This is a genomic window from Amycolatopsis coloradensis, assembly GCF_001953865.1.
GTDB lineage: Bacteria > Actinomycetota > Actinomycetes > Mycobacteriales > Pseudonocardiaceae > Amycolatopsis > Amycolatopsis coloradensis.
The window spans coordinates 155,912-178,486 of record NZ_MQUQ01000020.1; the positions used below are offsets into that span (position 1 = coordinate 155,912).

At 68.7% G+C, this 22,575-nt stretch carries 18 protein-coding genes; 9 read left to right on the forward strand and 9 right to left on the reverse strand.

Annotated features, from left to right (window positions below):
• Nucleotides 1–70: 70 nt before the first annotated feature.
• The gene (locus BS329_RS33305; RefSeq protein WP_076166124.1) at nt 71–769 is read right to left on the reverse strand and encodes a TetR/AcrR family transcriptional regulator; all 699 of its coding nucleotides are present in this window, start codon (nt 767–769) and stop codon (nt 71–73) included.
• A gap of 85 nt (nt 770–854) precedes the next feature.
• On the opposite strand from BS329_RS33305, the gene BS329_RS33310 reads away from it, so the two are divergent.
• Nucleotides 855–2,291, forward strand: coding sequence for a carotenoid oxygenase family protein (locus BS329_RS33310; protein ID WP_076166127.1), 1,437 nt, complete (start codon nt 855–857; stop codon nt 2,289–2,291).
• A 201-nt stretch (nt 2,292–2,492) separates the two neighbouring features.
• Here the strand turns inward: BS329_RS33310 and fdhD are convergent, their stop codons facing one another.
• Entirely contained in the window at nt 2,493–3,326 is an 834-nt protein-coding gene (gene fdhD, locus BS329_RS33315) for a formate dehydrogenase accessory sulfurtransferase FdhD (RefSeq protein WP_076166130.1), read from the reverse strand.
• A gap of 101 nt (nt 3,327–3,427) precedes the next feature.
• Here fdhD and BS329_RS33320 point away from each other — a divergent pair, with 101 nt between their 5' ends.
• From BS329_RS33320 to BS329_RS33330, 4 genes are read left to right on the forward strand one after another with little or no spacing between them, the layout of a single operon-like run.
• Nucleotides 3,428–4,789: an L-lactate MFS transporter gene (locus BS329_RS33320; protein ID WP_076166133.1), complete on the forward strand. Its 1,362-nt coding sequence runs from the start codon at nt 3,428–3,430 to the stop codon at nt 4,787–4,789.
• Nucleotides 4,786–4,914 (forward strand): MFS transporter small subunit, encoded by a 129-nt coding sequence (locus tag BS329_RS45255; protein ID WP_255355414.1) that lies wholly within the window; start codon nt 4,786–4,788, stop codon nt 4,912–4,914. Before BS329_RS33320 ends, BS329_RS45255 begins: the two co-directional genes overlap by 4 nt.
• An 18-nt stretch (nt 4,915–4,932) precedes the next feature.
• Nucleotides 4,933–5,691 carry an SDR family NAD(P)-dependent oxidoreductase gene (locus BS329_RS33325; RefSeq protein ID WP_208619315.1) on the forward strand — a complete coding sequence of 253 codons (759 nt, stop codon included), beginning with the start codon at nt 4,933–4,935 and terminating at the stop codon, nt 5,689–5,691.
• Nucleotides 5,692–5,739: 48 nt separating this feature from the next.
• Nucleotides 5,740–7,146, forward strand: a complete 1,407-nt coding sequence (locus BS329_RS33330; protein WP_076166136.1) for an LCP family protein — start codon at nt 5,740–5,742, stop codon at nt 7,144–7,146.
• Between the two features lie 118 nt (nt 7,147–7,264).
• On the opposite strand, the gene BS329_RS33335 is transcribed toward BS329_RS33330, so the two are convergent.
• The 3 genes from BS329_RS33335 to BS329_RS33345 form a co-directional block, all read right to left on the reverse strand.
• Nucleotides 7,265–8,824, reverse strand: coding sequence for an SMI1/KNR4 family protein (locus tag BS329_RS33335; RefSeq protein WP_076166139.1), 1,560 nt, complete (start codon nt 8,822–8,824; stop codon nt 7,265–7,267).
• A complete protein-coding gene (locus BS329_RS33340) occupies nt 8,821–11,136 on the reverse strand; it encodes an FdhF/YdeP family oxidoreductase (RefSeq protein WP_076166143.1) in 2,316 nt (771 codons plus the stop codon). The genes BS329_RS33335 and BS329_RS33340 overlap by 4 nt, the downstream gene beginning before the upstream one ends.
• Before the next feature lie 115 nt (nt 11,137–11,251).
• Complete coding sequence (locus BS329_RS33345; RefSeq protein WP_076166146.1) at nt 11,252–11,578, reverse strand: hypothetical protein; 327 nt, start codon at nt 11,576–11,578, stop codon at nt 11,252–11,254.
• A 306-nt stretch (nt 11,579–11,884) separates the two neighbouring features.
• Between BS329_RS33345 and BS329_RS33350 the strand changes: the two genes are divergently transcribed.
• Nucleotides 11,885–14,518: a valine--tRNA ligase gene (locus tag BS329_RS33350; protein WP_076166148.1), complete on the forward strand. Its 2,634-nt coding sequence runs from the start codon at nt 11,885–11,887 to the stop codon at nt 14,516–14,518.
• Nucleotides 14,519–14,578: 60 nt separating this feature from the next.
• Here the strand turns inward: BS329_RS33350 and BS329_RS33355 are convergent, their stop codons facing one another.
• Together BS329_RS33355 and BS329_RS33360 are read right to left on the reverse strand one after the other, a co-directional pair.
• Nucleotides 14,579–15,454: an SGNH/GDSL hydrolase family protein gene (locus BS329_RS33355; RefSeq protein ID WP_076166151.1), complete on the reverse strand. Its 876-nt coding sequence runs from the start codon at nt 15,452–15,454 to the stop codon at nt 14,579–14,581.
• Between the two features lie 109 nt (nt 15,455–15,563).
• Nucleotides 15,564–16,193, reverse strand: coding sequence for a class I SAM-dependent methyltransferase (locus BS329_RS33360; RefSeq protein WP_076166153.1), 630 nt, complete (start codon nt 16,191–16,193; stop codon nt 15,564–15,566).
• Nucleotides 16,194–16,260: 67 nt separating this feature from the next.
• Here BS329_RS33360 and folC point away from each other — a divergent pair, with 67 nt between their 5' ends.
• Together folC and BS329_RS33370 are read left to right on the forward strand one after the other, a co-directional pair.
• Nucleotides 16,261–17,937: a bifunctional tetrahydrofolate synthase/dihydrofolate synthase gene (folC, locus tag BS329_RS33365; protein WP_076166157.1), complete on the forward strand. Its 1,677-nt coding sequence runs from the start codon at nt 16,261–16,263 to the stop codon at nt 17,935–17,937.
• Entirely contained in the window at nt 17,934–18,335 is a 402-nt protein-coding gene (locus BS329_RS33370; protein WP_076166159.1) for a DUF4233 domain-containing protein, read from the forward strand. The genes folC and BS329_RS33370 overlap by 4 nt, the downstream gene beginning before the upstream one ends.
• A gap of 13 nt (nt 18,336–18,348) precedes the next feature.
• On the opposite strand, the gene BS329_RS33375 is transcribed toward BS329_RS33370, so the two are convergent.
• Nucleotides 18,349–19,959, reverse strand: a complete 1,611-nt coding sequence (locus tag BS329_RS33375) for a hypothetical protein (RefSeq protein WP_076166162.1) — start codon at nt 19,957–19,959, stop codon at nt 18,349–18,351.
• Between the two features lie 129 nt (nt 19,960–20,088).
• On the opposite strand from BS329_RS33375, the gene BS329_RS33380 reads away from it, so the two are divergent.
• Nucleotides 20,089–21,651 carry an alkaline phosphatase D family protein gene (locus BS329_RS33380; RefSeq protein WP_076166164.1) on the forward strand — a complete coding sequence of 521 codons (1,563 nt, stop codon included), beginning with the start codon at nt 20,089–20,091 and terminating at the stop codon, nt 21,649–21,651.
• Here BS329_RS33380 and BS329_RS33385 read toward each other — a convergent pair.
• The gene (locus BS329_RS33385; RefSeq protein WP_076166167.1) at nt 21,584–22,498 is read right to left on the reverse strand and encodes an NAD(P)-dependent oxidoreductase; all 915 of its coding nucleotides are present in this window, start codon (nt 22,496–22,498) and stop codon (nt 21,584–21,586) included. The genes BS329_RS33380 and BS329_RS33385 overlap by 68 nt on opposite strands.
• Nucleotides 22,499–22,575: the final 77 nt, after the last annotated feature.

Sequence of the window (22,575 nt, forward strand, 5' to 3'; positions counted from 1 at the left end):
ACCAGGTCAGACGTGCGCTCCCGCCCGAAGGTTGCACGATTCACCGACCTGTGACCGGGGTATCGCCGGATCAGGTGCCGATGTTTCCCTCTTTCGCGCGCCATGCCTCGATCGAGACCTGGGCAGACCTGGTCGCGGCCTCGAGAGCGTCGCCGAGGCCGACCCCGAGGGCGGTGGCCAAGGGAACCAAGATGTGGTCCACACCATTCTCGCCGTCGCCGAAGTGGCCGGCGACCTCCAGCGTGATGTAGCCGTGCACGGCGCTCCAGAGCTGGGCGGCGACGGAGAACTCCGGGGCCGGGCGGAACCGGCCCGCTTCGATCACCCGCTTCGCGCCGCGGACGAGGTAATCGAAGGCCTCGATGCCCTCATCGCTGAGGTTCTGGCGGGTCTCCTCGTTGGTCATGTCGCCCAGCGCGGCCTTCTGCCCGTCGGGCTGGCTCTGGCCGAAGGTCACCGCGTAGAGATTCGGGTTGTCCACCACGGTCCGCCGGTACGCCAGCGCCAGGGTGAGGATGTCGGCCGCCGGGTCGTCGGTCTCCTCGACCTCGCCCAGATTCGCCGACAGGCGCCGGAATCCCTCGCGCGCGACCTCGTCCACCAGCGCGCTCATCCCGCCGAAATGGGTGTAGACGGCCATGGTCGACGCGCCGATCTCGGCCGCCAGCTTGCGGGCCTGGAGCGCCTCCGGGCCGCCGTCGGAGAGCAGCCGGATCGCCGCCTCGATCAGGTTGGCCTTGACCTCGGCGGCGGTGGGTTTCGGTGTCATGCTTGCCAGTATTCCATAACCCTGTTATAAATGTAGTCATAACCACGTTATGGTCACTGTAGTCATCAGATCCAGGGGGCCTGTGATGGGCAACAAGTTCCTCGAAGGCAACTTCGCTCCGGTCCGCCGTGAGCACACGAGCACCGAACTGGAGGTCACCGGGCACGTCCCGGAGTACCTGGACGGGCGCTATCTCCGGAACGGGCCGAACCCGCTGTCCGAAGTGGACCCCGCGACCTTCCACTGGTTCATGGGCGACGGCATGGTGCACGGCGTCCGGCTGCGCGACGGCCGCGCCGAGTGGTACCGCAACCGCTGGGTGCGCAACCCCGGGTTGTCGCGAAAGCTCGGAGAGCGCTGGGAAGGCGGATCGGCCGGGACCGCGTCCATGGGCGCCAACACGAACGTGATCGGCCACGCCGGCAAGACGCTCGCCCTGATCGAGGGTGGCTCCTCGAGTTTCGAACTGACCGACGAACTCGACACCGTCGGCGCCTGCGATTTCGACGGCACCCTGCCCGGCGGCTACACCGCGCACCCGAAACGCGACCCGGAGACCGGCGAACTGCACGCCGTGTCGTACTTCTTCGGCTGGGGCAACAAGGTCCAGTACTCGGTGATCGACGCGCGGGGCCACGCGCGGCGCAAGGTCGACATCGAGGTCACCGGTTCGCCGATGATGCACGACTTCTCCCTGACCGAGAAGCACGTCGTCTTCTACGACCTCCCGGTCACCTTCGACGCCGGACAGGCCGTCTCCGCGTCCGTGCCGCCATTCCTGCGCACACCCGCCCGGCTGGTGTTGTCCGCGCTGGTGGGCAAGGTGAGGGTGCCGGATCCGTTCAGCGCGAAGCTGCGCGAGCGGATGTCGGGCAACGCGGGCCTGCCGTACCGCTGGAACCCGAAGTACCCGGCGCGGATCGGCGTCATGCCGCGGGAGGGCGGCAACGGCGACGTCCGGTGGTTCGAGGTCGAGCCGTGCTACGTGTTCCACCCGATGAACGCCTACGACGACGGCGACGGCATCGTGCTGGACGTCGTCCGGCATCCGAAGATGTTCGACAGCGAACTGCGCGGCCCGGCCGAGGGACCGGCGACCCTGGACCGCTGGACCGTCGACCTCTCCGCGGGCAAGGTCATCGAGGAACGCCTCGACGACCAGGGCCAGGAGTTCCCGCGCGTCGACGAGCGGCTGGTCGGGCGACGGCACCGCTTCGGCTACTCGATATCCACCAGGGACGGAGCGGCGTCCTCGGGCGCTCTGTACAAGCACGACCTGGGGAAGGGGACCGTCGCGTCGAGAGAATTCGGTCAGGGCGGTCAAGTCGGGGAGTTCGTGTTCGTCCCGTCCTCTGTGGACGCGGCCGAGGACGAGGGCGTGCTGATGGGGTTCGTCTACGACGCCGCTACGCAGAAGAGCGATCTGACCATTTTGGACGCCGAGACGCTGGAGACCGTCGGTGCCGTGCACCTGCCGGACCGAGTCCCGAACGGCTTCCACGGGAACTGGGTGGCGAGCTGAGGGGATTTTCCCCGCCTAGGACGCAGCGTCCCGGCGAAGTCGAGGTCTTGCAGGTCAGGCAGCTATTCGTCACGGGGACATACCGGTTGCGGAGCCCCTCGAGCGGGGAGGATTTCGGACGTTCACCGTCCGGAATCCTCCCCGCTCGACCGTTGCGGGCAGCTTTGCCGGGACCCGGCATAAGACGCGGGGAAAGCCCCTTCAGCTCCCGAGCCCCAGGACTCGCTGCTCGCCGGTGTAGAGGTTCATGCTGTCGCCCCGCAGGAAGCCGATGAGGGTCATGCCGTTCTCCTCGGCCAGTTCCGCGGCCAGCGACGACGGCGCGGAAACAGCGGCCAGCAGGCCGATCCCGGCCATGGCGGCCTTCTGCACCAGTTCGAACGAGGCGCGGCCGGACACCAGCAGACCGGCGTCCGCCGCGGGGATCCGGCCCTCCTGCAACGCCCAGCCGAGGACCTTGTCGACGGCGTTGTGCCTGCCGACGTCCTCCCGGACGACGGCGAGGCCCCCCTCGGCGTCGAACAGGGCGGCCGCGTGCAGCCCGCCGGTGCTGGCGAAGACCTTCTGGTGGGCGCGCAGCGTGTCCGGGAGCTTCGCCAGCACGTCGGTGTGCACCGCGAACTCGGACTTCTCCGGTGAAAACCGGCTTTTCAGCTTGACCGCGTCGAGCGCGGCCTTGCCGCAGACACCGCACGAGGACGTCGTGTAGAAGTTCCGCTCGACGCCCGTCTCCGGCGGCGCGACGCCCTCGGCCAGCGCGATGTCCAGCACGTTGTAGGTGTTGCGGCCCTGGTCGTCGACGCCGTCGCAGTACCGGGCGACCGCGACGTCCTCGCGGGAGGCGAGCACGCCTTCGGACAACAAGAACCCGTGCGCCAGTTCGACGTCGTTGCCGGGTGTCCGCATGGTGACCGCGAGCGCCTTGCCGCCGACGCGGATCTCCAGCGGCTCTTCGGCCGCCAGCGCGTCGGGCCGTCGCACGTCCCGGGTCGCGGAGATCTTCCGCACCGGACGGCGCACTGTCACCCTGCCCACTTGTCCACCCTTCTGACCCGTCCTTCGACAGGCGAATACTGCAACGCCGGGTATTAAGTAATACATTCCCAGTGCCCACCCCCAGAGTACGGAGGCGCCGGATGGCCATCGGCTTCCTGGACCGTTCACGCATTGTCGCCCCGCCGGGCTGGAGCCGCTGGCTGGTGCCGCCCGCCGCGCTGGCGGTCCACCTGTCGATCGGGCAGGCGTACGCGTGGAGTGTCTTCAAACTCCCGCTGGAGAAGACCCTCGGGCTCACCGGCACGCAGAGCGCGCTCCCGTTCCAGCTCGGCATCGTGATGCTCGGGCTGTCGGCGGCGTTCGGCGGCACGCTGGTCGAGCGCAACGGGCCACGCTGGGCGATGTTCGTCTCGATGGTCTGCTTCAGCTCCGGCTTCCTGCTCTCCGCGCTCGGCGTGGCGACGTCGCAGTATTGGCTCGTCGTCCTCGGCTGGGGCGGGATCGGCGGCATCGGGCTCGGGATCGGCTACATCTCGCCGGTGTCGACGCTGATCAAATGGTTCCCGGACCGGCCGGGGATGGCCACCGGTATCGCGATCATGGGCTTCGGCGGCGGCGCGCTGATCGCCTCGCCGTGGTCGACGCAGATGCTGGGCGCGTCGCCGTGGACGATCGGGACGGTCGCCACGGCGTTCCTCGTGCACGGCCTGGTCTACGCGGTCTTCATGACACTCGGCATCCTGCTGATCCGGGTGCCCGCCGACGGCTGGAAGCCGAAGGGCTGGGAACCGAAGACCGACCACGGCAACGCGATGATCACCACCGCGAACGTGTCGGCGCGCAACGCCATCAGGACACCGCAGTTCTGGTGTCTCTGGGTGGTCCTGTGCTTCAACGTGACCGCGGGCATCGGCATCCTGGAGAAGGCGTCGCCGATGATCGCGGACTTCTTCCGCGAGACCTCGACCCCGGTCGGCACCGCCGCCGCGGCCGGGTTCGTCGCGCTGCTCTCGCTCACCAACATGCTCGGCCGATTCGTCTGGTCGTCCACTTCGGACCTGGTGGGGCGCAAGAACATCTACCGGCTCTACCTTGGCGCCGGCGCACTGCTGTACCTCGTGATCGCGCTGACCACCAACGCCTCGAAGCTCGTGTTCGTCCTGTGCGCCATGCTGATCCTGTCCTTCTACGGCGGCGGCTTCGCGACGATCCCGGCCTATCTGAAGGACCTCTTCGGCACCTACCAGGTGGGCGCGATCCACGGCAGGCTGCTGACCGCGTGGTCGATGGCGGGAGTGCTCGGGCCGCTGATCGTCAACGCCATCGCCGACAGCCAGAAGTCGGCGGGCAAGGTCGGCCCCGACCTCTACACGACGTCGCTGTTCATCATGATCGGCCTGCTGGTCGTCGGCTTCGTGGCCAACGAACTGGTACGGCCGGTCAACCCGAAGTTCCACGAGCCGGCGTCGTCCGGCGAGCCCGCGAGGAGTGAGGCCCGATGACCGAACAGGCTCCCGAACGCCGTCGCACCGGGCTGATGGTCTTCGCGTGGCTGTGGGTCGCGCTCCCGTTCGCGTACGGCGTCTACGAACTGTTCCGGAAGGTGGTTCAGCTCTTCGGTGGCTGACCCGCGTAGGGTCGGGCCGTGGGTGTCTTGGTGACCGGGGCGTCGCGCGGTATCGGCCGCGCGATCGCCCGCGCTTTCGCGGAAAAGGGCGACCGAGTCGCCGTCCACTACGCCTCGAACCAGGAGGACGCCGAGCGGACGTTCGGCGGGCTTCCGGGTTCCGGCCACGGTCTCGTCCGGGGCGATCTCTCCGATCCCGAAGTGGCACAACGGATCGCGGAGGAGGCCGAGGACCTGGTCGGCGGGGTCGACGTCCTGGTGAACAACGCCGCCTTCGCGCCGTCGCCCGCGTCGGCACATCCCGTCGCCGAAGTGTCCTATGCGGACTGGCAGCGGCTCTGGCGGCGGATGGTCGACGTCAACGTGCTCGGCACGGCGAACGTGACCTACTGCGTGGCACGGCACATGATCGACCGCGGCGTGCCCGGCCGCGTGGTCAACATCGGCTCGCGGGGCGCCTTCAAGGGCGAGCCCGAGTTCCCGGCGTACGGTGCGAGCAAGGCCGCGCTGCACTCGTTCGGGCAGTCGCTCGCCGTCGCTCTTGCCCCGCACGGGATCGCGGTGACCTCGGTCGCGCCCGGTTTCACCGCCACGGACCGGGTCGCGATCAAGCTCGAAGGCGAGAGCGGCGAGGCCCTGCGCGGGCAGAGCCCGTTCGGCCGGGTCGGCACGCCGGAAGAGGTCGCGGCGGCGGTGCTCTACCTCGCCTCGGCCGAGGCCGCGTGGGCGTCCGGCGCGATCCTCGACCTGAACGGGGCCTCGCATCTGCGGATGTGAAGTGGATCACTCATGCAGCAATGACGGTCTCCCGTGCGTCACAGGAGCGTGCACAAGCTGGGGAAGGTCCTCGTCGCCGCGCTCGCGGTGGCCGTGTTCAGCGGGACCGCGTATGGGTACTCGACGGTGAGTTCGCTGGACGGCATCACCCGCGAGGACGTGATCGAGTCGCCGGATCCGGGAGAACGGCCCGCCGACGGTTCGCTGGACATCCTGCTGGTCGGGCGCGATTCGCGGACCGACGACAACGGCAACCCGCTGTCCCCGGAGATGCTGCGTGAGCTGCGCGTCGGCGCGAACGGCGACGACTTGACCGACACGCTCATCGTGCTTCGCATCCCCAATGGCCAGAAGGCGGTGAAGGCCTTCTCGATTCCGCGCGACTCCTGGGTCGCGGAGCCGGGGACAAAGGACAAGACCAAGATCAACGGGATCTTCGGGCACGCCAAGTTCGCTTCGGCGAGTGCGCAGCGCGAGGCGGGCAAGACCGACAAGGCGGAGATCGACAAGGTGGCGATCACGGCCGCGCGGAAGGCGACCTTGAAGGCGGTCGAGGACCTCACCGGCGTCAAGATCGACCACTTCGCCGAGGTCAACCTGCAGAGTTTCTACGACATCAGCAAGGCCGTCGGCGGGGTCGAGGTGTGCTTGAACAGGGCGACCAAGGACCGCAAGTCCGGGGCGGACTTCCCGGCGGGCAAGCAGACGATCCAGGGCGCCGACGCGCTGGCCTTCGTCCGCCAGCGGGAGGATCTGCCTCGCAGCGACCTCGACCGGGTGCGCCGTCAGCAGGTGTTCCTCGCGGGGCTGGCGAAGCAGGTGCTCTCCGCCGGGACGCTCGCCAACCCGGCTCGCGTCTCCGAACTGATCGACGCGGTGAAACGTTCTGTCGTGCTCGACGGTTCGTGGGACCTGTTCGACTTCGTCCGGCAGATGCAGGGTGTCAGCGGCGGCGGCATCGCCTTCGACACGATCCCGGTGGTCAACCCCGACTACCGCTACAACCCCAAGCAGCCGACCGCGACCGCCGTGCAGGTCGATCCCGCGCAGGTGCGCGCCTTCGCCGCGTCGCTGATCGGCGCCCAGCCCACGACACCGCAGGCGCCGCCCGCCGGGCCGAAGGTCGACGTCGTCAACGCGAGCGGCAAGGACGGTCTCGCCGCTCGCGTCTCGGATGTCTTGGCGGAGAAGGGATTCGGCAAGGGCGAGATGACGGCCGAGGCCGGACGGCGGACCTCCGTCGTCCGGTTCAGCGACGCGTCCGGGCCCGCCACGGAGATCGCGAAACTGCTCGGCGGGCTGGAAACCCAGAAGGCCGATTCCGTCGCGGCGGGCCATGTCCAGGTCGTCCTCGGACAGGTCTACAAGGGACCGGGTGTCTCCGCGGGTGGCGGGGCGGCCGGGGTCCGGACCGACCAGCCCATCACCTCCGACGACACCGGGTGCATCAACTGACAGCTATTCCCCCGGCGGCATCTTGCCGTTCTTGGCGACAGGAAGACCGAGCTGGGTCGGCTCGGTGATGACGACCTCCTCGCGGATCAGCACGGTCCGAAACCGCCAAGCGGGCAGCCTAAGGTGCGGTCAACCTTCCTGACGCTTCGACGACTTCGGGCGCGGGGCCGTCCGGGCGAAGCTTTCGGCGCAACCGCACTATTTCCGCGATCGGGGCGCCGCCGGTGATCTCGATCGCGGCCAGCGACGGCAACGTGACCCCGGCGTCCAGCAGGCGCCGCACCTGTCCGTCGTCCAGCGTGAGCACGCGCAACGACGTCAGTTCGCCGACGCGTTCCAAATCCGGCACATCGAGACCGGCCAAATTCAGTCTGGTCAACGCGGGGAGTTCGGTCAGCGGCCCGAAATCGATCGGATGTGTCACCTTGGCGAGCGAAAGGCTCCACAGGGCCGGATGCCCGGCGAGCCCGGTGAGGTCCACCTTCGAGGCTTCGATGCTCGCCGCTTCGAGCACCGGGAACCCGGCGAGGTTCGTGACGACGGAATCGGCGCGGTTGACGCGAAGATGACGCAGCGAAGACAGCGGGTTCAGGACCGCCAGATCCACCGACCCGGGGTCGTTGAGATACAGCTCCTGGACGAGTCCGGGATCGGCGACGTCGCCGAGGTCCGTCGTCTCGGTCAGCACCTGGTCGTGCTCGCGGGCGGACTCGCGGTGGAAGGCGGCGTCGGCGACGAGATAGGGCGAGTCGGGCTTGTCGTCGTACTCGCCCGCTCGCAGCGCGCGGAGGACCTCTTCGATCATCTCGGTGATCGAGGCCGCGACGTACCGGATCGGGCCCCAGACGTTCCGTCCGTACTCCAGAACCTGGCCGCTCTGGCCGCTTTCCGCCGGATCGAGATCCACGGCGACGTAGTCACCGGCGTGATCACTGCCGAAGGTGATCCACCAGTCGTCGCGGGACAACCGTTTCACCCGGCCCGCGGGCGGGGTCTCGAAGACGACGCCTTCGTCGAGAACACGGTCTTGCCAGCCACCGGAACCGGGATCGCCGCCGAAGTACTGTTCGACGAGCCGGTGCAGCGGATCGTGGGAGTACCGGCCCAGCAGTCCGGATTCGTTGTCCCAGCCCGTCACGCGGTACAGCGCGCGAAGATCTTCGGGCAGCCGCGCGCCGATCCGTTCCTCGGCTTCGGCGAGTTCGGCTTCCGTGCGGCCGGGCTCCCACTTCGGCGCGTGCCCCTTGATCTCCTTGTACAGCCCGGAGAATTCGTCGGCGAGCGCGGTGACCCGCGCGAGCACGGCCGGGTCGGTCGGCGCGCCGGTCGGCCGTGACCGCTCCGGCAGCGGGAGACCGGGCAGCGGATGCCCCGGATAGCGGAAGTCCTGATCGAAGACGAGCCACGCGGGCGACATGCGGCCCACGTCGGGCGTCGCGATGAAGGTGTAGTCGCCGGTGCGGCTCAGCCGGAGTTCGTAGACCGACGCAGGCAACGGACGGACCAGGTCCGACAGCGCCATCATGTCGGGATTCAGGTACCGGCCGCTCCCCGTCTCCGCCTGCAGCGAGAACCCGCCGCCGGTGTGGTCGATCCGCAGTACCGCGGTGGTCCAGTCCGATTTGATGCACGCGTACAGCACTCTCGCCATTTCGCGGGCGACGTCCCCAGGAATCATGGGGTGGAATGTAGCGGCTCCAGCCGGACCACGATCGCCTTCGACACCGGGGTGTTCGACTTGTCGGCCACCGAATCCAGCGGCACCAAGGCGTTCGCCTCGGGGAAGTACGCCGCGGCGCAGCCTCGTGCCGTGGGATACGAGACCACGCGGAAGCCCGGGGCCCGGCGGTCGCCGTCCCGCCACTCCGAGACGAGGTCGACCATCGCGCCGTCGGCCAGTCCGAGCGAGACCAGGTCGTCGGGGCTGACCAGCACCACGCGCCGGGCGTCCTCGATCCCGCGGTAGCGGTCGGAAAGGCCGTAGATCGTGGTGTTGTACTGGTCGTGGCTGCGTATCGTCTGCAGCAGCAGCCTGCCCTCGGGCACCTTGGGGTACTCGAGTTCGGAGACGGTGAAGTTCGCCTTGCCGTTGGCGGTTCCGTTGAACTGCCGGGAGTCGCGCGGCGCGTTCGGGAGGACGAATCCGTCGGGCTCGCGGACACGGGCGTTGTAGTCGTGGCAGCCGGGGACCACGCGCGCGATCCGGTCGCGGACGAGGTCGTAGTCGGCGTGGAAATCCCGCCACGGCACGGCGTGCCCGGGACCGAAGAGCGCTTCCGCGAGGTGGCAGATGATCGCGACCTCCGAAAGCAGGTGCTCACTGGCGGGGGTCAGCCTGCCGCGTGAGGTGTGGACCTGCGACATGGAGTCCTCGACGGTGACGAACTGCTCGCCGCCGGCCTGGGTGTCGCGTTCGGTGCGGCCGAGGGTCGGCAGGATCAGCGCGGTCTCGCCGGGGACGACGTGCGAACGGTTCAGCTTGGTCGACACGTGCGCTGTCAGCGAGCACGACTTGAGCGCCTTCTCGGTCAGCTCGGTGTCCGGTGTGGCGGAGGCGAAGTTGCCGCCGACGGCGAAGAAGACCTTGCCCTTGCCGTCCCGCATCGCGCGGATCGCGGCGACGGTGTCGTAGCCGTGCTCGCGCGGGACCTCGATGCCGAACTCTTCGTCGAGGCTGTCCATGAACGACTCCGGCATCTTCTCCCAGATGCCCATCGTCCGGTCGCCCTGGACGTTGGAGTGCCCGCGCACCGGGCACAGGCCAGCGCCCGGCTCGCCGATCATGCCGCGCACCAGCGCCAGGTTCGCGACCTCGGAGATGGTCTGCACCGCGTGCTTGTGCTGGGTCAGGCCCATCGCCCAGCAGTAGATGGTCCGCCGCGACGTCGCGATCATCCGCGCCAGCCGCTCGATCTGCGCACGCGGCAGCCCGGTCGCGGTACCGACCTCGGTCCAGTCGATCTCCCGCAGATGCTCCGCGTAGTCCTCGAACCCTTCGGTGGACGACTCGACGAACGCGCGGTCGACGATCGTGCCGGGCGTCTCCTGCTCCCATTTCAGCAGAAGATGTCCGATCGCCTGGAACAGCGCGAGATCGCCGCCGAGCCGGATCTGCGCGAACTCGTCGGCCAGCGGGGTGCCCTTGCCGATCACGCCCCGGACGTTCTGCGGGTTCTTGAACCGCATCAGACCGGCTTCGGGCAGCGGGTTGACCGCCATGATCTTCGCGCCGTTGCCCTTGGCCTCTTCCAGGGCGGACAGCATGCGCGGATGGTTGGTGCCCGGATTCTGGCCGACCACCACGATCAGGTCCGCCTTGTGGATGTCGGCGAGCGTGACCGAGCCCTTGCCGATCCCGGTCGTGGCCGCGAGCGCGGCGCCGGAGGACTCATGGCACATGTTGGAGCAGTCGGGGAGGTTGTTCGTGCCGTAGGAGCGCACGAGCAACTGGTAGAGGAACGCGGCCTCGTTGCTGGTGCGGCCGGAGGTGTAGAAGATCGCCTCGTTCGGGTCCTGGAGCGCGCGGAGTTCGTCCGCGACCAGGGTGAAGGCGTCGTCCCAGGAGATCGGTTCGTAGTGCGAAGCCCCTTCGCGCAGCACGAACGGCTCGGTGATCCGGCCCTGCTGGCCGAGCCAGAAGTCGGTCTTCTCCGCCAGGTCCTGGATGGAGTGCTCGGCGAAGAACTCGCGGCCGACCCGGCGTTTGGTCGCCTCCTCGGCGACCGCCTTGGCGCCGTTCTCGCAGAACTCCGCGAGCTTGCGGTGCTCGCCGTCGACCTCGCGCGGCTCCGGCCAGGCACAGCCCGGACAGTCGAAGCCGTCGCGCTGGTTCAGCAGGCGCAGCGTCTTGACCGTGCGCGCGGCGCCCATCTGCTCCACGCCGCGCTTCAGGGAGACGGCGACCCCAGGTATCCCGGCCGCCCAGCCCTTCGGTTTCCCGACTTCGAGCTGGGTCTCGTCAACGTCGTTCGCGGGTGCTTCGCGGGTCATGCCCCCATCGTGCGCCTTACCGCTCCCGCGCGCGACCGAGGGGTGTCGTCCGTCCAAGCACGCGTGTTTGCCATTCAGGCACGCGTGATCGCCGTCCAAGCACGGGTGATCGCCGCTAGGCGTCCGTGACGCTCCGTGTGATCTGCGATTCGTCCAGCGGGAACCAAGGCGTGTCGTTGACGCCGCGCTCCTGCACCGCGTTCACCGTCACCGCGGCCGCGACCAGCACGACGAGGCCGACGATCGCGGCGATCCCCGGCCACCGGTTCGAACCCGGCTCCCGGTAACCGCCACCGGATACCCCGGCCACCTTGCGCTGCTTACGGCGCTTCTTCTTGAGTTCCTTCTTCGCGCCGAGCCAGGCGTCCAGTTCGGCGTGCTTCTGCCAATTCGGGTCGACCAGGTCCGGATGGGTCTCGATGCGCCGGTCTTCTTCGTCCATCTCGGTCCTCTTCCCCCGGTTCGGCTACTCGCAGTCGCCCGTCGACGGGTTTGCTCTTGTCAGCGTACTGGGGCGCGAGGATGCCGGCCTTGATCGCGTCACACGCCATGTTCGAGGCCCTGTTCGTCGCGAAGGAACGGGACGATGTCCGACGGCGTCCGGGCTTCGCTCGGAAGGGCGTCGAAGGCGTAGGCGCGGTCGTGTAGCTGGCGTGGACGATCAGCTCGCCCTCCCCTCATCGGCTGGGAAGGGCGAGCGTTACGGCCGGTGAGGAACTCGCCAGTGAGGGTTCGTAGACTTGACAATGTGACCGAGAACGCCCAGCCGCAGCAGACCGACCTACCGGGTGCCTGGAACCCGGCCGACGAAGAAGCCTCGCTCTACCAGCGTTGGGTGGACGCCGGGTACTTCACGGCCGACCCCACGTCGGACAAGCCGCCGTTCACGGTAGTCATCCCGCCCCCGAACGTGACCGGCTCGCTGCACATCGGGCACGCGTTCGAGCACACGCTCATCGACGCCATCACCCGCTACCACCGCATGCTCGGGGACGAGACGCTCTACCTGCCGGGCATGGACCACGCGAGCATCGCGGTCCACGCGCTGGTCGAGAAGCAGCTCCGCGCCGAAGGCACCAGCCGCCGCGAGCTCGGCCGCGAGGCCTTCGTCAAGCGCGTCTGGCAGTGGAAGCAGGAGCACGGCGGCCGGATCCTCGCCCAGATGAAACGCCTCGGCGAGGGCGTCGACTGGACCCGCGAGCGGTTCACCATGGACGACGGCCTGTCCAAGGCCGTCAACACGATTTTCAAGAAGCTCTTCGACGACGGCCTGATCTACCGCGCCGAGCGGCTGGTCAACTGGTCGCCGGAGCTGCGGTCGGTGCTGTCCGACGCCGAGGTGAAGCACGAGGAGGTCGAGGGCGAACTCGTCTCCATGCGCTACGGCGACGGGGACGACGCGATCGTCGTGGCCACCACCCGGATAGAGACGATGCTCGGCGACACCGCCGTCGCGGTCCACCCGGACGACGAGCGCTACACGCGTCTCGTCGGCACCGAGGTCGAGCTGCCGCTGACGGGGCGCAAGATCCCGATCGTCGCGGACAAGCACGTCGACCCGGAGTTCGGCACCGGCGCGGTCAAGGTGACCCCCGCGCACGACCCGAACGACTTCGAGATCGGCCAGCGCCACGACCTGCCGATGATCACGATCATGGACGAGCAGGGCCGCATCGACGGCACCGGCACCGAGTTCGACGGCATGGACCGCTTCGAGGCCCGTGTCGCGGTGCGGGAGAAGCTGCGCGAGCAGGGCCGCATCGTCGCCGAAAAGCGTCCGTACCTGCACAGTGTCGGGCACTCGGAGCGGTCGAAGGAACCGATCGAGCCGCGGCTTTCGCTCCAGTGGTTCGTCAAGGTCGGCCCGCTCGCGAAGGCCGCCGGCGACGCGGTGCGCGACGGCCGGGTGAACGTCCACCCGCCGGAGATGGAGAAGCGTTACTTCGACTGGGTCGACAACCTGCACGACTGGTGCATCTCGCGCCAGCTCTGGTGGGGCCACCGCATCCCGGTCTGGTACGGCCCGAACGACGAGGTCGTCTGCGTCGGACCGGACGAGGAGCCGCCCTCGGGCGAGGGCTGGATCCAGGACCCCGACGTCCTCGACACCTGGTTCTCGTCGGGCCTGTGGCCGTTCTCCACCCTCGGCTGGCCGGAGAAGACCCCGGATCTGAACAAGTTCTATCCGACGTCCGTGCTGGTCACCGGCTACGACATCCTGTTCTTCTGGGTCGTGCGGATGATGATGTTCGGTCTCTACGCCACCGGCGAGGCGCCGTTCAAGACCATCGCGCTGCACGGCATGGTCCGCGACCAATTCGGCAAGAAGATGTCGAAGACCGCGGGCAACGGCGTCGACCCCATCGAGTGGATGGACCGCTACGGCACCGACGCCCTGCGCTTCACCCTGACGCGTGGCGCCAACCCGGGCACCGACGTGCCGATCGGCGAGGAATGGGTCGCCGGTTCCCGGAACTTCACCACGAAGCTCTGGAACGCCACCAAGTTCGCCATGATGAACGGCGCCGACGCGAACGCCCCGCTGCCCGCGCCCGCCGAGCTCACCGAGGCCGACCGCTGGATCCTCGGCAGGCTCGGCAGCGTGGTCGAGGACGTCACCGGCTACCTGGCGGACTACCAGTTCGCGAAGGCCACCGACACGCTCTACCAGTTCACCTGGACGGAGCTGTGCGACTGGTACCTGGAGCTGTCGAAGGTCCAGGTCTTCCAGGGTGACGAGGCCCGCGTGACGGCGACGCGCGCGGTGCTGGGGCACGTGTTCGACACGGTGCTGAAGCTGCTGCACCCGTTCATCCCGTTCATCACCGAGAAGCTGTGGACGGCGCTGACCGGCCGCGAGTCGCTGGTCGTCGCCCCGTGGCCGGTGGCGGACGGCTCCTACGCCGACGAGGTGGCCGGCAAGCGGATCGCGGACGTCCAGAAGCTGGTCACCGAGGTCCGCCGGTTCCGCGCGGACCAGGGGCTCAAGCCCAGCCAGAAGGTGGCCGCGCGGCTGTCCGGCGACGGCTTCGCCGAGATCACCGGGCACGACGAGCCGATCCGCGCGCTCGTGCGGCTCACCCAGCCGGAGGACGGCTTCGCGCCGAGCGCGTCGCTGGAGGTCGGGCTGTCGGCCGGCGTCGTCACCGTCGAACTGGACCTGTCCGGCACGATCGACGTCGCCGCGGAGCGCAAGCGTTTGCGGAAGGATCTCGGCGCGGCGGAGAAGGAATTGGCGCAGGCCGAGGCCAAACTCGGCAACCAGGCCTTCATCGACAAGGCGCCGGAGCCGGTGATCGGCAAGATCCGGGCCCGCAAGGAGACCGCGGTCGCCGACATCGAGCGCATCAACGCCCGGTTGGCGACGCTGTCCGCCTCCTGACCCGTGTTATGAACGGACCTTTCATAACAGAATTTGTTATGAAAGGTCCGTTCATAACATTCAGCGAAGGTGGCGAAGGATCACCGTGGCCACGCCCGCCATCCCGGTCCGATACGGATGATACGCCGCCGCGGCGAGCAGCTTCGTGTGCTGCCCGTTGATCCACGCGGCCCCGTTGGGCGCACAGGCGTCATGTCCGGCCGACGGGCCGAAAGTGTCCACGAAGGAAGCCTTGCCGTCGGCCGCGACGGCCTTCTCGATCGCCGAGTTCAACGCCTTTTCGACGTCGTTGAGCCACGCGTAGTCGCCCTCGGCGAAGGGCAGGATCTTCGGGCAGTAGCCGGATTGCGGCGCGATCCGCGGGTAACCGATGACGAGCACGTCGGCGCGCGGCGAACGGGCGTGGATCCCGGCCAGCACCTTCTCGACGTTCTTGCCGGTGTCGGCGATCTTGGCCTTCACGGTGTCGACGCCGCCGACGGTGAACTTGTCCTGGCAGGGGTTCCCGGTGGGGTCGCTCGCCCGCAGCGACGGGCAGGTGCCGACCAGGGTGCCGAAGACGCCGTAGTCGTTGCCGCCGATGCCGACGGTGATCAGGTCGGTGTTCGCGCGCAGGGCGCTGAACTGCGGTAAATTGCCGCCGAGGAACACGCTCTGCGGTTGCGTCATGTTGGTGGTGTCCGCGCCACCGCAGCTGATGTCGGTGTAGGAGCGGACCCGCAGCGCCGCGGCGAGGATCGACGGATAGTTCTGCGTCGATTTCCCGCAGAAGAGTGGATCGAGCCGGGGGAGCGGGATGAGCGGTCCGGACGTGTAGGAATCACCCAGCGCGACGTAATTCCGGTAGGACCGCTCGGCGGCGGTGGCCGCCGTGGTGGAGGCGATCAGCAGGACGATGGTCGAGACGGCCGCGAACAGGACGCGTCTGAAGCGCATGAGGACCCCGATCTCCGGACTGGATGACCCTTCCAAAATGAACCGGATCCAGCCGGGCGGGTGCCTCCGATCGGGTAGTCGCACGTGAGCTTCACCCGCTTGGGGTGTGTCACATCGAGAGCTCATCTTCCGGTCGGCGGTAGACCAGCAGATAGCGATAAAAGAGCAGGTTCCGGATCCTGCTCCCCGGCAGCAGCCTGGCCGCGTCGCGCCGGATCCGGTGCATCGGCGGGAACGTCTCCACGACCGGCGCCGTCGGCAGCGGATCGATCCCGCCGTTGAGCCGCTCGCCCGCGTACACGATCACCCTGGCCAGCGCGTTGATCGGCGAGGCGATGAGAGCGCGGGCGTAGTCGGCGGGAGAGCTGGGTTTGCCGAGCCCCAGCACGACCAGGACACCGCCGGGGACCAGTGCGTCCCGCAGCTTCGTGACCGTGTCGAACGGCACATGATGCAGGGAAGCGAGGCAGGAAACGTAGTCGTAGGCCTCCGTCGGCAGTTTCTCGGTGAGGACGTCGGCCTGCCGGTAGGAGATCGTGCCGGGACCCGGCGAGCCCGCCGCTCGGGCGACGTCGATCATCGGGCCGGACCGGTCGATGGCCTCGACGTGCATCCCCGTCGCGGCGAGCCGCCGGGCGAACCGGCCACCGCCGCAGCCGACGTCCAGCGCCACGCCGGGACCGGGAGGGAGCTGGTCGAGCAGCAGCGGGTGGTAGTGGTCGTTGTGGTTGAACCCCATGCGTCGAGAGTGCCAGCAAAAGCCGCACGTAGACTCGGAACGACAAGCAAGGGTTAGAGGAGAGTTCGTGCCGCGAGGTGACGGCCGGGATTCCGAAGAATTCGCAGAATCCCCGGACCTGGCAGATCTGGACAGTTTCGCCGGTGTGGACGAATTGGGGGCGCGTGCCCACGATCCGTCCGACGACACCGACCCGGATCTGGACGCACCCGACGCCGCCTATCAGGCGGGCGGCGGTGCGGGCGGTGGCATCGGCGGGATCGGGCAGCTGGGGGACAACCTCGCGCTCGGCCCGGTGCCGGACCTCGTCGCCCCCGAGGACCTGGAACTGCACGAACTGGACGACCAGGGCGCCGAGTTCGCCCCGGCCGACCCGGACGGGCAGCAGGCACGCCGCGAACTGCTCGCGGTGGAGGCCGAGCTGAACCTGCGCTGGCCCGAGACCAAGATCGAGCCCTCCCTCGCCCGGATCGCGGCACTGGTCAACCTCATGGGTGAACCGCACCGCGGCTACCCGGTGGTGCACGTCGCCGGGACCAACGGCAAGGGCTCGACCACGCGGATGATCGACGCGCTGCTGACCCGGATGGGTCTCCGCGTCGGCCGGTACACGAGTCCTCACCTGCAGTTGGTCACCGAGCGGATCGCGCTCGACGGCGTCCCGATCTCCGCCGCCGCGTACGTCGACCTGTACCGCGACGTCGCGCCGTACGTGACCATGGTGGACAACGCGGGCGGGCCCGACGCGGTGCCGATGAGCAAGTTCGAGGTGCTCACCGGGATGGCGTTCGCGGCGTTCGCCGACGCGCCCGTCGAGGCCGCGGTCGTCGAAACCGGGCTCGGTGGCTCGTGGGACGCCACCAACGTCGTGGACGGCGACGTCGCCGTCATCACGCCGATCGGCGTCGACCACGTCGAGTACTTCGGCGGCGATCCGGCCAAGGCCGCGGTGGAGAAGTCCGGGATCATCAAGCCCGGCAGTGTCGCGGTCATCGCCGAGCAGGACCCCGAAGTGCAGAAGATCCTGCTGGAACGCGCCGTCGAGGTCGACGCCAGCGTCGCCCGCGCGGGCAGCGAGTTCGGCGTGCTGGAACGGGAGGTCGCCGTCGGCGGGCAGATGCTGAAGCTGCAAGGCCTCGGCGGCGTCTACGACGATATCTTCCTGCCGCTGCACGGCGCGCACCAGGCGGCCAACGCCGCGCTCGCGCTGGCCGCCGTCGAAGCGTTCTTCGGCGCTGGCAAAGACCGGAAGCTGGTCGTCGAAGCCGTCCGCGAGGCCTTCGCCGAGGTCGAGACCCCCGGCAGGCTGGAGCGGGTCCGCGCCGCACCGACCGTACTGCTGGACGCGGCCCACAACCCGCACGGCGCCAAGGCGCTCGCCGCCACCGTCGCCGAGGAGTTCGCCTTCCGCCGCCTCGTCGCCGTGGTCGGCGTCATGGCCGAGAAGGACGCGCGAGGCATCCTGGACGCCCTCGAACCCGTCGTCTCCGAGATCGTCGTCACCAAGAACTCGTCACCGCGCGCGATGCCGCTCGACGAACTGAACGACATCGCCATCTCGATCTTCGGCGAGGACAGGGTGGTCGCTGAAGGCAGCCTGGACACCGCGCTCGAAACCGCCATCGGCCTCGTCGAGCAGAGCGACGACCCCGAAGAACCACTGGCGGGCGGAGGCGTGCTGGTCACCGGCTCGGTCGTCACCGCGGGCGAGGCGAGGACCCTGTTCGGTAAGGAGCCGGCGTGACCGACGAGGCCCCGAAGCCGCCCGCGAAGGACCCGATGAAGTCCTTCCGCGGGGTGATGGCAGGCTCGCTGATCATGGAGGGCATCACCGTCGCGCTCGCGCTGCCGGTGGTGGCGAAACTCGGCGGCGGTGTCGGTTCGTTCACCGGCTGGTCGGTGATCGTGCTCGCGGTCGCGCTGATCGCGCTGTGCGGTTTCCTGAAGAAGCCTTGGGCGGTGCCCGCGGTGCTCGTCCTCCAGGTCGCGCTGATCGCGTTCTTCGTCGCGCTGCCCGCCGTGGCGATCCTCGGGGCGGTCTTCCTCGCGTTCTGGCTGTGGCTGCTGTGGCTGCGGCGGGACGTGGCGCGGCGGATGGCGGCCGGAACACTCCCGAGTCAGCAACAGCAACCGCAGCCGTAGGACAGCGAACTCCTCAGCCAGTCAGCCGTTCCATCTCCTCGTGGCTGATCGCGAGGTAGCGACTGTTGTCGAAGCCGGTCAGCGTCCGCTCCGCCGGTATCCAGCCGACGGACCGGACGAACTTCTCCTCGACATCGCCCCTGCGCCGCAGCACCAGTTGTGCCTTGGCGAGGTCGAAGGCGGCCGACTGGGTCGGGAAGATCGCGAAGTACTGGATCTCGTCGTTCCGGTGTGCGACGCCTCGCGTGAGCCTGGCGGACCAGAACCTGCGGGCGACCATGCCGATCTCGTCCACTTCGCCGACGTACCATGTCAGCTCGTTGGGCAGCCGGGCGAGCTGGTCGGACGGCTCCCAGCCGAGATCGCGGGCGGATTCTTCGGTGGTCGCGGTGAGCCGGACCAACGCGACAGGTCCCCGCTCGCGGCAGCGGAACTCGAGGTAGCGGGGCTCGACGGCGGCGAGTCGTCCGGTGATCCGGTCCAGGTCGGCCTCGCCGATCGCCAGCGTGTGCTTGTCCCGAGGGCCCCCCGACGGCAACCATTCCCCAGAGCGCAGGAACATCTCCCACCGCTCCGGCTCGTCCGCCGTCCGGCGGATCACCATGTACGCGTTGTTCACGTCCGTCGTGGCTCCGATGTTCTCGAAGACCGCGAAATAGTGGTGTTCACCTACAGCGGCGGCGTGTCGCTTCGCATCCCTGACGTGGAGGCGGGACGCGAGACGTGCTGACTCCATCGAGGACAGCGGCAGGACCACCTCGTGCTCGGGCCCCGGCTCCCGGACGATCGCGTACGCCGAGTCGGGATCGAGCACGTCGGTCGGGTGGTGGAACACCGCGTAGCCGCCTGGCGCCTCCCGGTCGACCCTCCGCCGCCGGACCAACTCCGCCATGATCCGCAGGGCGGTGCCGAAGTCGGTTTCCTGGAAGCTCGACGCCGATAGCTTGCCCAGCAGCTCGGTCTGCCGGAACAGTCCCTCACCGGTGAACTCTCGCGGCTGCGCCCGCGACTCCGGGTTCTTCGCCACCACAACCACGGCGTACGGCGTGCCGTCGGCGAAGGAGACGACGTGATGGCGCCACAGATTCGCCCACCCCGCGTCGATCTTCCGCCTGAGGAGCCGTGTCCCGGCCTCGCTGATCGCGATGTACTCCTCGGTCCAGTCCCGGCCGCTGTCGAGCCGGTAGAGCTTGTCGGTGTACTCCCACAGGTTGTGCCCGGCGTACGCCTCCTCGCGGTGGGCCTCCGGTCGCCGGACAAGCATGTAGGCCTTGTCGAGGTCGACCACGTCCGCGGCGTTCTTGAAGACCGCGTAGTACTTGTAGACGCTCAGTTCCGACTCGTGCCTGGCCGCGCCGACTTCACGCACCATCTGGACCAGGAAACCGTTGGCGTACCCGGTGTTGGCTTCACGGGCGGTCCACCGTGGTTCGCCCGGCAGGCGGCTCAGGAGGTCGGACGGTTCCCACGTCAGGTTGTGGGTGAAGGCTTCTTCGGTGGTACCGGTCAGCCTGACCACGGCGTGCGGTAGCCGTTCTCCTTCAACGAGAATCACGAGGTAGCGGACGTTCGGATCTTCGTCGCCCGCGTAGTAGTCGCGCAGGCCCCAATCGGTACTACTCATGCGATCGCCCCCAGTTGATCTTTTCGCGAGCCTACTTCAACCGGGCTCTCACGAGACGCGCCTCACTCGTTCACCACCGCGCAAGCCGCAGTTGGCCCACCGGCCGTGGCCGCGGGATAGAACCACGCCATGACCGCAACCCACCACAACCGCCGCACGCTGCTCAAAGCCGGTCTCACCGGTGCCGGGGCCGTCGCGGGCGGACTGCTCCTCCCCGGAACCGCGACCGCGGCGCCGGGCGCTGTCCCGCTGCTCCGCGGCGACCGCCCGGTGCTCACCCACGGTGTCCAGTCCGGCGACGTCACCACCGGCTCCGGCATCGTCTGGTCGCGCGCCGACCGGCCTTCGCGGCTGATCGTGGAGGTCTCCAGGGACCCTTCGTTCCGCCACGCGCGCCGCGTGCGCGGACCGGTGATGAGCCCGGAGACCGGCGGCACCGGCAAGGTCCGCGTCGCGGGTCTCCTGCCGGGGACCGAGATCCACTACCGCGTGACCGCCGAATCCCTCGACGGCCGTGTCCGCGGCGAGCCCGTCACCGGCCGGTTCGCCACCGCCCCGTTCGGCCGCTCGGACGTCCGCCTGGTGTGGTCCGGTGACGTCGCCGGGCAGAACTGGGGCATCAACCCCGAACGCGGCGGGATGACGATCTACCGCGCGATGGCCGACCGCCGCCCGGATCTGTTCCTCCACTGTGGAGACACGGTCTACGCCGACGCGCCGCTCACCGAGACCGTCGCGCTGCCCGGCGGGCGGGTGTGGCGCAACATCGTCACCCCGGAGAAGTCGAAGGTCGCCGAGACGCTCGACGAGTACCGCGGCCAGTTCGCGTACAACCTCCTCGACGACAACCTCAAGCGCTTCACCGCGAACGTGCCGTCCTACGTGCAGTGGGACGACCACGAAGTCGTGAACAACTGGTACCCGGGCGAGATCCTCGACGATCGCCCCGAATACACCGAAAAGCGCGTCGACGTGCTCGCCGCCCGCGCGTTCCAGGCGTTCCACGAATGGCACCCGATCGACCGTCGCCAGGCCGTCGACGGCCGCGTGTACCGCAACTTCCGGCACGGCTCGCGCGCCGAGGTCTTCGTGCTGGACATGCGGACCTACAAGGACGCCAACACCGCGGACCAGAGCAAACCGGGCCGGATCCTCGGCGACCGCCAGGCGCGCTGGCTCGTCGACGCGCTCGACCGCAGCACCGCCACCTGGAAGATCGTCCAGGCCGACCTCCCGATCGGGCTCACTGTCCCGGACGGCAAGAACATCGAGGGCGTCGCGAACGGCCTGCCCGGCGCGCCCGGCGGCCGTGAGACCGAACTCGCCTGGGTGCTGCGGGAGATCTCGCGGCGCCGCGTGCGCAACGTCGTCTGGCTGACCGCGGACGTGCACTACACCGCGGCACACCACTACTCGCCGGATCGCGCGTCGTTCACCGACTTCGACCCGTTCTGGGAGTTCGTCTCCGGCCCGCTCAACGCCGGCGCGTTCGGGCCGAACACGCTCGACCCGACCTTCGGGCCGGAAGCGGTGTTCGTGCACGCCCCGCCCGCCGCGAACACCTCGCCCGCGGACGGGTTCCAGCACTTCGGAGAGGTGAACATCGACGGACGGAGCGGTGCGCTCACGGTCGATCTGCGCGACGCGACGGGTGCTTCGCTGTGGTCGAAGACCCTGTGGCCCCAACGCTGAGCAGTTCGGTCAGGACCGCGATGCTGCGGTCGCCGTGCCCGGCCTCGGCGGCCCGCCGCACGAGGTCGTGCATCGGCAGCTGCCACCCGACGTCGACGCCTTCCCCGGCCAGTTCGAGGTCGGCGGCGGCGCCGGCGTGGAAGATGTCCACCGAGGCGGCGGGACCGGAGTAGTCGCCGCTGTCGATTTCCTTGGTGTACATCGGAAGCACCGAGATGATCATCTCGAACCACTTGGTGGCGTAGGGCAGCAGCGTTTCCGCTTCGAGCCCGCGTGACCGGAGCAGGGCGGCACCCTGGAAGAACCCGATCAGCGCGGGCAGCAGGGTGCCGCCGACGGCCGTTTCGTACAGCGCCGCCAAATCGGTGTCCTCGCCGAGGTGGACGGTGTCGCCGCCCAAGACCCGCAACGTGTCCAGGTGCTCGTCGAAGACGGTCTTGTCGCCGCCGTAGTACAGCAACGTGTCCGGTGCGCCGACGGCCGACGGCACGTTCTTGATCGCGCCGTCGAGGAACCTCGCGCCGCGCTCATCCGCCCAGGCGGCCATCCGGCGCGCTCCCGCCGGTGAGCCGCTGTTCAAGGTGACCAAGGCGCGTCCGGTCAGCGCGGCCGGTGCCAAGGCCGCGACCGTGTCCTCATAAGTCGTCAGGCAGGCGATGATCAGCGGGCTCGCCCGCACAGCGTCTTCGACCGTTCCGGCTCGGCGGGCTCCCTGTGCGACAAGGGGATCGGCCTTCGAGGCCGTCCTGTTCCACACCGTCGTCGGATGCCCGGCGGTGAGGAACGCGCTCGCCAGGGCCGAGCCCATCGAGCCGAGTCCGACGACGGTCACCGGCGGTTTCGTCATTTTCGCTCCAGTCAAAGGAATCCGGGGGATGACTCCATGCTGGGGCGTCACGTACATTTGCTCAAGTACCTACTATT

Coding starts and splice junctions, on each gene's coding strand:
- BS329_RS33360 (WP_076166153.1), bottom strand. CDS start 16,193: ATGGGGTTCAACCACAACGACCACTACCACCCGCTGCTGCTCGACCAG.
- BS329_RS33340 (WP_076166143.1), bottom strand. CDS start 11,136: ATGACCCGCGAAGCACCCGCGAACGACGTTGACGAGACCCAGCTCGAA.
- BS329_RS33385 (WP_076166167.1), bottom strand. CDS start 22,498: ATGACGAAACCGCCGGTGACCGTCGTCGGACTCGGCTCGATGGGCTCG.
- BS329_RS33375 (WP_076166162.1), bottom strand. CDS start 19,959: ATGAGTAGTACCGATTGGGGCCTGCGCGACTACTACGCGGGCGACGAA.
- BS329_RS33320 (WP_076166133.1), top strand. CDS start 3,428: ATGGCCATCGGCTTCCTGGACCGTTCACGCATTGTCGCCCCGCCGGGC.
- BS329_RS33335 (WP_076166139.1), bottom strand. CDS start 8,824: ATGATTCCTGGGGACGTCGCCCGCGAAATGGCGAGAGTGCTGTACGCG.
- BS329_RS33380 (WP_076166164.1), top strand. CDS start 20,089: ATGACCGCAACCCACCACAACCGCCGCACGCTGCTCAAAGCCGGTCTC.
- BS329_RS45255 (WP_255355414.1), top strand. CDS start 4,786: ATGACCGAACAGGCTCCCGAACGCCGTCGCACCGGGCTGATGGTCTTC.
- BS329_RS33305 (WP_076166124.1), bottom strand. CDS start 769: ATGACACCGAAACCCACCGCCGCCGAGGTCAAGGCCAACCTGATCGAG.
- BS329_RS33345 (WP_076166146.1), bottom strand. CDS start 11,578: ATGGACGAAGAAGACCGGCGCATCGAGACCCATCCGGACCTGGTCGAC.
- BS329_RS33310 (WP_076166127.1), top strand. CDS start 855: ATGGGCAACAAGTTCCTCGAAGGCAACTTCGCTCCGGTCCGCCGTGAG.
- BS329_RS33355 (WP_076166151.1), bottom strand. CDS start 15,454: ATGCGCTTCAGACGCGTCCTGTTCGCGGCCGTCTCGACCATCGTCCTG.